The sequence below is a fragment of the Amycolatopsis marina genome (assembly GCF_900111885.1).
Classification (GTDB): domain Bacteria; phylum Actinomycetota; class Actinomycetes; order Mycobacteriales; family Pseudonocardiaceae; genus Amycolatopsis; species Amycolatopsis marina.
Window position 1 is genome coordinate 14,869 of sequence record NZ_FOKG01000004.1, and the last position, 8,758, is coordinate 23,626.

7 protein-coding genes are annotated in these 8,758 nt (G+C 65.8%); 5 read left to right on the plus strand and 2 right to left on the minus strand.

The genetic code is table 11. The annotated features are described in order from the left end of the window. Positions 1-101 precede the first annotated feature (101 nt). Entirely contained in the window at positions 102-1,142 is a 1,041-nt protein-coding gene (locus BM199_RS08070; RefSeq protein ID WP_218160309.1) for a TauD/TfdA family dioxygenase, read from the minus strand. A gap of 18 nt (positions 1,143-1,160) precedes the next feature. Beyond that, positions 1,161-1,955 carry an alpha/beta fold hydrolase gene (locus tag BM199_RS08075; RefSeq protein WP_091671680.1) on the minus strand — a complete coding sequence of 265 codons (795 nt, stop codon included), beginning with the start codon at positions 1,953-1,955 and terminating at the stop codon, positions 1,161-1,163. A 175-nt stretch (positions 1,956-2,130) separates the two neighbouring features. Here BM199_RS08075 and BM199_RS08080 point away from each other — a divergent pair, with 175 nt between their 5' ends. The 5 genes from BM199_RS08080 (at position 2,131) to BM199_RS08100 (ending at position 8,747) form a co-directional block, all read left to right on the plus strand. Beyond that, a complete protein-coding gene (locus tag BM199_RS08080) occupies positions 2,131-2,841 on the plus strand; it encodes a thioesterase II family protein (RefSeq protein WP_218160310.1) in 711 nt (236 codons plus the stop codon). Beyond that, positions 2,838-3,662 (plus strand): SDR family oxidoreductase, encoded by an 825-nt coding sequence (locus BM199_RS08085; protein ID WP_091671684.1) that lies wholly within the window; start codon positions 2,838-2,840, stop codon positions 3,660-3,662. Before BM199_RS08080 ends, BM199_RS08085 begins: the two co-directional genes overlap by 4 nt. A 24-nt stretch (positions 3,663-3,686) precedes the next feature. Further along, positions 3,687-6,344 (plus strand): amino acid adenylation domain-containing protein, encoded by a 2,658-nt coding sequence (locus BM199_RS08090; protein ID WP_091671686.1) that lies wholly within the window; start codon positions 3,687-3,689, stop codon positions 6,342-6,344. 188 nt (positions 6,345-6,532) lie between these two features. Continuing rightward, a complete protein-coding gene (locus BM199_RS08095) occupies positions 6,533-7,540 on the plus strand; it encodes a class I SAM-dependent methyltransferase (protein ID WP_091671688.1) in 1,008 nt (335 codons plus the stop codon). 4 nt (positions 7,541-7,544) lie between these two features. Beyond that, the gene (locus BM199_RS08100; protein ID WP_091671689.1) at positions 7,545-8,747 is read left to right on the plus strand and encodes a cytochrome P450; all 1,203 of its coding nucleotides are present in this window, start codon (positions 7,545-7,547) and stop codon (positions 8,745-8,747) included. The last annotated feature ends 11 nt before the right edge of the window (positions 8,748-8,758 follow it).

Genomic DNA, 8,758 nt, shown 5'->3' on the forward strand with positions numbered 1-8,758 from the left:
GGATCATCGCGATCCTCGGCGAGCCGCTTGGCCGGGCCGCCGACAGCTTCCGGTGACCGGTTCGCGGCTCGCCGTCAGCGGCGCGGTATGCAACGGTGCGGTCAGCCAAGGATTATGCGGGACCGGCTTGCGCTCATCGTGTAGATGCGCCGGACATCCCTGATCAGATTCACCCGCTTGAGCCACCGGTCCGTGCCGTCGAAGCGGGCGGTAAAGGGCTCCCTGCCGTGCACCACGCGGTAGTTGTCGATGAAAACCGCGTCTCCCGGAGAGAGCACCACTCGCTCGACGCGCGAGGCCATCTGCCGTTGCACCTCGCGCATCGCCTCGGCCGCATCGCCTTCCGCTTCCATGAAGTCGATGTCGAAACGGAAGTAGGGGCGTTCCTTTGGTCCGAAAAGGACGGTTCCGGTCGTCGAAGGGCGCACCGGGGTGGCGCTGTTGTCGCCGTCCAGGGCATTGAGGGTCATGCCCACATGGGAGTCGTCGGGGTAGAACGTGAACACCTCCTTCGACAACAGCTCGCGCATGTCCGGGCTGAACGGCAGCGAGGCGCCGCGCACGAACGTCGTGCCTATCGCGTCCGGATTACGCAGGCAGTACAGCGATACGTAGTCGCCTCGGCAGGCGTGAAACACGTCCTCCGTGTGCAGGGAGAGGCCTGCGGAGCTGCTCGCACTCGTCAGTGACTGCTCCATGCCCGGGACGGGGACGACGTCGTGCACCAATCGGCCGTCCTGCTGATTGCACCAACCGAAGGGCTCGCCGAGGATCGACCCGCACAGCAGCAGCACCAACTCCTCCCGGGAGCCGGCTCCGGTCTTCGCCGCCGCGTCCCAGCCGATGGGGGTCGGGGCGAGATCCTCGTCGACCGGCAGGTTGGACACCACGGTGACGTCCACTTCGTTCACCCGAGCCTCGACGAGGAAACGCCGCAAACGGGCCGGCAGTTCCTGCGCCAGCGGGACCGAATCGTCGACGAACGCCAGCGGATCCCACGAGTCGCAGCGGCCCAGCACCCCGTTCACCAGCTCTGCGACCTCGGCGCGCTCGCCAGCCGTCAACACACATCTATCAACCATACCGCTCCGTCCATCACCCCGCCGCAAATCACCTGACAATTCCAATTCTTCGCGGCGCATCGTCGAGCGGCAATGCTTTTAATCGTGCGTCGAAACTCCGAGATAATCCACGACCAGCTTGTTCACTTCTTCCGGGCGTTCCAAATACCCGAAGTGACCACAGTCGGGCACTTCGTGATATTCCGCGTTACGAATCGCCGCCGCCACTTCCCGGGTGAGATTCGGCGGGGTCACCACGTCGTCACCGAATCCCACCACCAGGCACGGCACACCGATCGCGGCATACGCGGGCAGCCGGTCCGCCAGTAGCTCCTCCAGCGCCACCTGCTCGTGCAGTCCTGGTGGCGCGACGTCGGCCGTCAGCTCGAACAGCTCCAGCCAGTCCCTCGCCGCCCGCTCGTCCCGCAGTGTTCTCGGCGAGAGATTCTGCATGGCGCGCACTACGGCATCGAACTCCGGCGTAGTGGTCCTGCCAGTCTGCTCCGCGGTCACCATCGCCCTCGTCCACCTGTCTACCCGTCCCCTGGTGGCCAGCAACACGGCCCGCACCACCAGGTCGGGGCGGCTCAGCAGAAGTTCCTGCACGATGCGGGCGCCAAGCGAGAACCCGACGAGACGGCACGGTGCCAGCCCCAACCTCTCGATCAGGGCGACCGTGTCGGACACCAGCGAGGAGAGACCGAAAAATCCGCCCGGTCCACCAGCCCGGTTGTCGAACGTGATCACCCGGTAGCCGGCCGACACCAGTGCGGGCACCTGGTGCAGGTGCCACACGCGGCCCCGGCTTCCGGTCCCGGCTACCAGCACCACCGGCGCCCCGGCCCCGTTGTCGTCATAGTGCAGCGGGTAACCGTCAACCATGAGTTCCGGCACGACGATGCTCCCATTCTGGCCGGTTGGCGACCATATCCTGCTTTGATCTACCAGCCCGCCCCGCCGGCAGGCAATTTGTTTCAGGGAGAAATGAAACATCTACCGCACTCCCCGACTCGTGGTCAATTCGTTGATAAGTTCGACCGGTCAATTCCTGTATATGGGGGAGAGTGTCTTGCCCACTGCCGCTGTCCTGTGTTTTCCACCGGCCGGTGCCGGGGCTACTTTCTATCGCACATGGCAGGTGTCCGACGCCCTGCGCGTACTACCGGTGGACCTGCCTGGGCGGGAGAAGCGGTACGCCGATCCGGTACCGCCCGATGTCGGCACCCTGGCTCGCGATTTGGCACCGGACCTGGTCAAAGCCGTTACGGACGTCCGCAAGGTCGCCGTCTTCGGGCACAGCTTCGGTGCCATCGTCGCTTACGAGGCCGTGCGCGCCATGCTCGACCTCTCCCCCGGGCTCGACGCGGTTCTGGTGGTGAGCGGGTCCCCTGGACCGAAAACGTTGCGTGGCACCCGGATATCCGGCCGTGACGACGACGGATTCGTCGCGGCCGTCCAGGCCATCGCCGGCTACCGGCATCCCGCGCTGGACGACCCCGAACTGCGCGAACTCTTCCTGCCTACCCTCCGGGCAGACGTGCTCATGCACGAGAACTACCAACCGGGTCACCGGCAGCCACTGTCCATCCCGGTGGTCTCCATGCGGGGGACCGCGGACGACGTCGTGCCCAGCGTCAACGCCAGTGAGTGGCGGGACGTCACCACCGCCGGGTTCCGCCTGGTCGAGGTTCCCGGCGGGCACATGTACCTGACCGACTCGCCTGCGGCCGTCCTGGACACGGTCGGCGAAGTGCTGCACTCGACGGAAACCGGGAAATGACCGGTCGACTGAACGGCAAGGTCGCACTCGTCACCGGTGCCGCCCGGGGCATCGGCCGGGCCTGTGCCGTCGCGTTTGCCCAGGAGGGCGCCGACCTCGTACTGACCGACATCGCCTCGGATGTCGACGGGGTGCCGTATCCGATGGGCTCACGCAGCCAGCTGGACCACACCGCGCGGCTGTGCCGTGAGCAGGACGTCGCCGTGCTCACAACCGTGGCTGACGTGCGGGACATGACATCCGTACGTGCCGTGGCCGCGGACGCGGTGGACCGCTTCGACCGCATCGACGTGCTGGTCAACAATGCGGGAATCGCCGCACCTGCCGGGAAGATCGTGCACCGGATCACCGAGGACGAGTGGCAGCTGATGATCGACGTAGATCTCAACGGCGCATGGCGGATGACGGCGGCGGTCGCCGAGCCGATGATGAAACGCAGGTCCGGCAGCATCATCAACATCGCTTCCACCGCGGGCACCGTCGGCTACCGCAACTTCGCGGCCTATGTGGCGGCGAAACACGGCATCATCGGCCTGAGCAAGGCCTCTGCCCTCGACTACGCCCCGCACGGAATGCGGGTCAACGCACTGTGTCCCGGCTCGGTACGCGATTCCGCAGAGTTGGAGGGGCGCATGCTGGCCGAGATCGCGCGCGCGCTCGAAGTAGCCGACCACGAGAACGAGTTCATCCGGCAGCAGCCAACCAACACTCTGGTCGAGGCGCCAGACGTCGCCATGGCCGCGGTGTGGCTGGCATCGGACGAGTCACGGCACGCGACAGGATCGGTGGTCACAGTGGACGGTGCGTTCAGCGCCCGCTGAGCGTCGTTTGAACAAGGGGGCTCCATGTCGCAGGAGGTCAGCTGTCATGTCGCGGTGTACCGGGGGGTAGGTGCCGCTGACCTTGACACCTATCAGCGCCGTCTCCGCGAAGGCGCCGATCTGCTCGGTGGCCGGGTACACCGGCTCTGGCGCGAACCAGTCGCCGGGCCGTCGACCGGGTCGTCCGCAGCCTCACTCCGGGACCGGGAATCTCGCCGGAATCTGAGCTCCATATTGCGGTTCGTCCTCCTGGAATACGAGGACAACCTGCACGACCTGGTGATAACCGCGGATCGGTCCGCGGTGGACCGGAGCGGGCTCGACGCGATCGCCCGTATGGTCCTCACCGGTAACGCCGGCGAGCGAGCGCTGGTCCACCCGGCACCGTCGTCGCCGGCGAGCGAGCGAGCGAACGGCGGCCGGTTGTTCCTGCCGTGGCAGCTCGCCCATCGTCTTGCCGTACCGGACCTCGTGGTGGTGATCGGCCTGGCGTACGCGTGGGAGGCACGCCTGAGCGAGGTCGTCGTCGAGGTGTCCGAGGACGACCACGAACCGAAACTGTGCGTGGTCGACGTGACCGCTACCGCGGCCGAGTGCCGTGGTTCCGTGCGGGATCAACTTTCCGAACCGCCAGGTGAGCTGGCCTCGAAAGTCCATATCGGACTCGCTGTCTGCGGGCGAGCACCCCACCCTGGTCTCGTCGACTACCGGCCCGCACCCGATCTCCGGCACCCGCTGTCCGTCCACGCGTCGAGCCACGGAGACGACATGCTCGTCCTGGATTACTGGCGGGACGAGCATTCCGCCGAGTTCGCCGACAACGTGTACCGGATCGGCCATGTCCTGCTCGACGGACCGCAGCACCAGACGCTGACCCGCATCGAGCGGCTCGACCACGCGGAGTACCGGCGGGTCCGCGCGCTGGGACACAGCCCGCGAACCGACACCTCCACTGCTGACTGCGTACACGAGCTGGTGCGCAAGGTGATGCTGAACCGGCCGGACGCGACCGCGTTGATCGACGGGGAGACCGTGATCACCTACGGCCAACTCGTGGACCGGGCGACCCGGACGGCGCACTCGCTGCACGCTCTCGGTGTCCGGCGAGGCGAGCGCGTTGGTGTGTGCCTGAACCGGTCGGCTGACCTCGTGGTCGTGCTGCTCGCGATCCTCTCCGCCGGGGCAACGTATGTACCGATGGATCCAGCCTATCCGGCCGAGCGGCTGCGGCTGCTGGCTGAGGACGCCGGACTCGCCGTCATCGTGACCGAGCAGAGCTTCGAGGCCGTACGGACCGTGTCCCTCGCCGAACTGACCGCGCTCGCCATGGACGAGTCGCCAGAGCCACCGGAAGCCGGCGTGACTCCCGACGACCCCGCGTACGTGATCTACACATCCGGATCGACCGGTAAGCCCAAGGGCGTCGTCATTCCGCATCGCAACGTGGCACGGCTCCTTTCGGCCACGAAGACCGAACTGGGATTCGGCCCCGAAGACACCTGGACGTGGTTCCACTCGGTCGCTTTCGACTTCTCGGTCTGGGAGATCTGGGGCTGCCTGACCACTGGTGGCCGCCTCGTCGTCGTGCCGAGATGGACCAGTCGCTCTCCTGAGGACTTCCATGCTCTACTTGTCGCCAACAGGGTGACCGTGCTGAACCAGACCCCGTCCGCGTTCACGCAATTGCTCGACGTCGACCGGGCCGGGCTGACGGTACGGCTGGTGATCTTCGGCGGCGAGCCGCTGCATCCCCGAATGCTCACCGGGTGGTTCGATCGGTACCCGGAAACAGAATGCCGGCTGGTCAACATGTTCGGCATCACCGAGACCACCGTGCACGTCACCTGGCACACCGTGACCCGCGCGGACGCGTTGACCGCGTCGAAGTCGGTCGGCAGGCCGATTCCCGGCTGGTCGGTTCACGTTGTCGACGAGCATCGCCGCCTGCTGCCCCCTGGCGAGGTGGGCGAGATCGCGGTCGGTGGCGACGGTTTGGCCCTGCGCTACCTCGGCCGAGAAGAGCTCACGGCAGCCAGGTTCGTGACGGAGCAAGGCGAACGGCTGTATCTGAGCGGCGACAAGGGACGGATGCGCCCGGACGGTCAGCTGGAACACCTCGGCAGACTGGACAATCAGATCCAACTGCGCGGTCATCGGGTCGAGCCGGACGAGATCCGTGCGGTCCTGCTGGCCGACAGCGCGGTGGTCACCGCGGCTGTCGTACATACGCAGGAGGACCCGGACGACTCAGCCACAGCGCGGCTGGACGCCTATGTCGTACTGCACGAGGGTGCCGCGGACGGCATACGCCAGCGAATCAGCAGACATCTTCCCGACTACATGGTACCGAGCTCGGTGACCGCGCTGAGCGCGCTTCCGTTGACGGAGAACGGAAAGCTCGATATCAGCCAGTTGCCCGCACCCAGCGCGGTGGAGCCGGTCGTCCTGGAAACGGACCCGGACGCGAGCGCGCTCGACACCGTACTCCGCGTGTGGCGCGCGGTATTCCGCAGCGAAGTGTCCCCCTCCGACGACTTCTTCACCCTCGGCGGCAACTCGCTGCTCGCCGTGCGTATCGCGCGTGCCCTGCGTGATCACGGACATCGCGTGGACGCCTGGGTCATGTACCAGTGCCCGAACCCCATCGAATTGGCCAGAACATTGGACGGAGCGTCTGCGTGAACAATTTCTTCGCATTGCCCGATGCCACTATCCACAACTTTCAGCATCGACTAAAAAGCGTGGCGCTCATCGGTTCGAACGACGATCCTCAGGTATGAATGCAGAACTATGCACCCCGCCTGATCGACCTGACTGGGGCGGTCGGTCCCGCAACCTGACATAAATACCTTCTGCGGAGGTAGAATAAAATGACACAGCAAATAGTGAGCGACCAGGCCCGACGGGCGACCGCGGACATGTTCAACTCCGCGGTCGCCGCGTGGGCGATCGCCGCGGCGTGGGAAGTCGGTGCGCTCGACGAGCTTCGCGAGCACGGCAAACTCTCGGCCGAGGACTTCGCACGACGCAACGACCTGCACCCGCCATCGACGAAAGGCATGTTCACCGCACTGGCCTCAGTGCAGGTGGTGGAGCGTGCCGACAACACAGTGCTGGTCGGCCCCTTGTTCGACGAGGTGTACCGCACCAAGTCCTTCTTCCACTGGCTCAGCCGTGGCTGCTCGGAATTGTTCACCCAGATGCCGAACGTGATTCGCAACGAGAACCGCGTCGGGGACGACTTCTATCGGCGTGATGCCGCGGCGATCAGCTTCGCCTGCCGGGACATCAACGCCGAGTGCTTCGATCCGGCGTTCTGGAACGCCATGAACGGCCTCGACTTCTCCTTCACGGTCGCGGCCGACCTCGGCTGCGGCAGCGGCGAGCGGTTGATGCAGATCCTCGACCGTTATCCGGGTACGCGGGGGCTTGGCATCGACATCGCTCCGGCCGCGATCGAGGTCGCGAAGGCCGACGCCACCACCGCGGGGCTGGTCGACCGGCTGTCGTTCAGCCTCGGTGACGTGCGGGCGCTGGAACCGAAGCCGGAGTTCCATGACGTCGAACTGCTCACCTGCTTCATGATGGGCCATGACTTCTGGCCTCGGAAAGAATGTGTGAAGTCCTTGCGACGAATCCGCGAGCTGTTTCCGAACGTTCGCCGGTTCCTGCTCGGTGACGCAACCAGGACCGCAGATATCCCGGACCACCGTATTCCGGTGTTCACTCTCGGATTTGAACTCGGTCACGACATGATGGGAGTCTACTTGCCCACGATTACCGAATGGGACAGCGTGTTCGAGGAGGCGGGCTGGCGTTGCCTGAACACTCATCCCGTCAACGGGCTGACCGCGTCAGTCGTGTTTGAGCTGGCGTGATCCGATGACCGACAACCTGCTTGCCGGACAGCCGCCCACCACCGCCGACGGTGGCACACAGTTGCTGGCGTGGCTGCGGGAGATGCGCCGGAACCAGCCGATCTGGCAGGAGCCCAGCGGCGCGGTGCACCTGTTCCGCCATGCGGACGTCACGGCCGTCCTTGCCGACCCGGCGACGTTCTCCTCAGATGTCAGCCAGGCCGCCCCGGACGACGTGCCGAACTTCGTGGAAGGCAGCCTGGCCGCGACCGATCCGCCGCGGCACCGCAAGCTGCGCCGGATCGTCAGCGAGGCCTTCACGCCCAAGACCGTGGCCAGCTTGGAGCCACGGATCGTCGAGCTGACCAATGAGCTGCTGGACGCCGTGGCGGACCGCGACGAATGGGAATTCGTGGACGCCCTTTCGAATCCCCTGCCGGTGACGGTGATCGCGGAACTGCTCGGCATTCCCGTCGCGGACCAGCCGAAGTTCCGCCGATGGGCGGAAGCGGCGATCACCGCGACGAACGACGCACAGGTCGGCGAGGCGGAGTTCCACATCAGCGACTGGGTGGCCGAGCAGCTGCGGGAGATGCAGGAATACCTGCTGGCACACGCCAAGCGCAGGCTCGAGGAGCCGACCGGCGACTTGATGACCCGGTTGGCGACCGCCGAGGTGGACGGCGTGAAGCTGACCGACAACGAACTGTTCAGCTTCGCGGCGGACCTGCTGTTCGCCGGACACATCACCACCACCATGCTGCTGGGCAACAGCCTGGTCTCGTTGCATGAGCATCCAGACGTTGCGGCCGAGGTCCGGGCCGACCGGACACTGGTGCCGAGCTTCATCGAAGAGGTCCTGCGCGTCCGCCCGCCGATCACCTTGACGAACAGGCTGGTACGCAAGGACACCCATCTTGGCGGCGTCGACGTGCCCACCGGTGGCATGGTGGTCGCCTGGATGCTCTCGGCCAACTACGACGAGGACAAGATCCCCGCACCCGAGGCGTTCGATGTGCACCGCGATCCCAACCCGCACCTGGCATTCGGGCACGGGATCCACTTCTGCATCGGGGCCCCGCTCGGGCGCCTGGAGACGCGGATCGCCCTGAACATCCTGCTTAACAGGTACCAGGGGATTCGCCCCAGCGGCGATGGTCCCACCTACCACGATGCCGGTGGTTTGTTCGGCGTGGCCAAGCTTCCGCTGGTTGTCACTCCGGCCTGAGAGAAGCAGCG